We start from the raw sequence: 380 nt of genomic DNA on the forward strand, positions 1-380 counted from the left end.
GGAGAGGCAATGGCTCTGCTGATGGGGATTTCTGATGTCGGCAGCATTCCAGTATGTGATAATCGATTGGCATTCCTCAATGACGGTGTGAAAAAGTTTTCTTCGTTATATGAAAGTGAAATGACATTCATCGCTGATTTTATCTCAACATTGGTATGGTTGATTCCTAAAAATGCAAATGCCAATAATGGAAGTGCTTCATTTTACGAGCTTCCACATGTTACCTTTATTTCCGATGCCACACTCTTCTTTGTTCCACCGTTCCATCAGCTTCCAAGAGAATTCGGGTTTCTTGGGTTCGTTGAAAACCTCTATCACGAAGCACTTCATCATCAAGTACACGCGTTCAACGCATTTCATGGTAATCAATACTGTCAGGG

1 protein-coding gene is annotated in these 380 nt (G+C 41.6%); it reads left to right on the forward strand.

The window, feature by feature from the left end; translation table 11 throughout:
• Positions 1–9: 9 nt before the first annotated feature.
• Positions 10–380, forward strand: a 371-nt coding sequence (locus tag KQX66_RS38935; RefSeq protein ID WP_216798417.1) for a hypothetical protein, incomplete at its 3' end; no start/stop codon positions are given.

The organism is Paenibacillus oleatilyticus (assembly GCF_018998565.1).
Taxonomy (GTDB): Bacteria; Bacillota; Bacilli; order Paenibacillales; family NBRC-103111; genus Paenibacillus_G; species Paenibacillus_G oleatilyticus.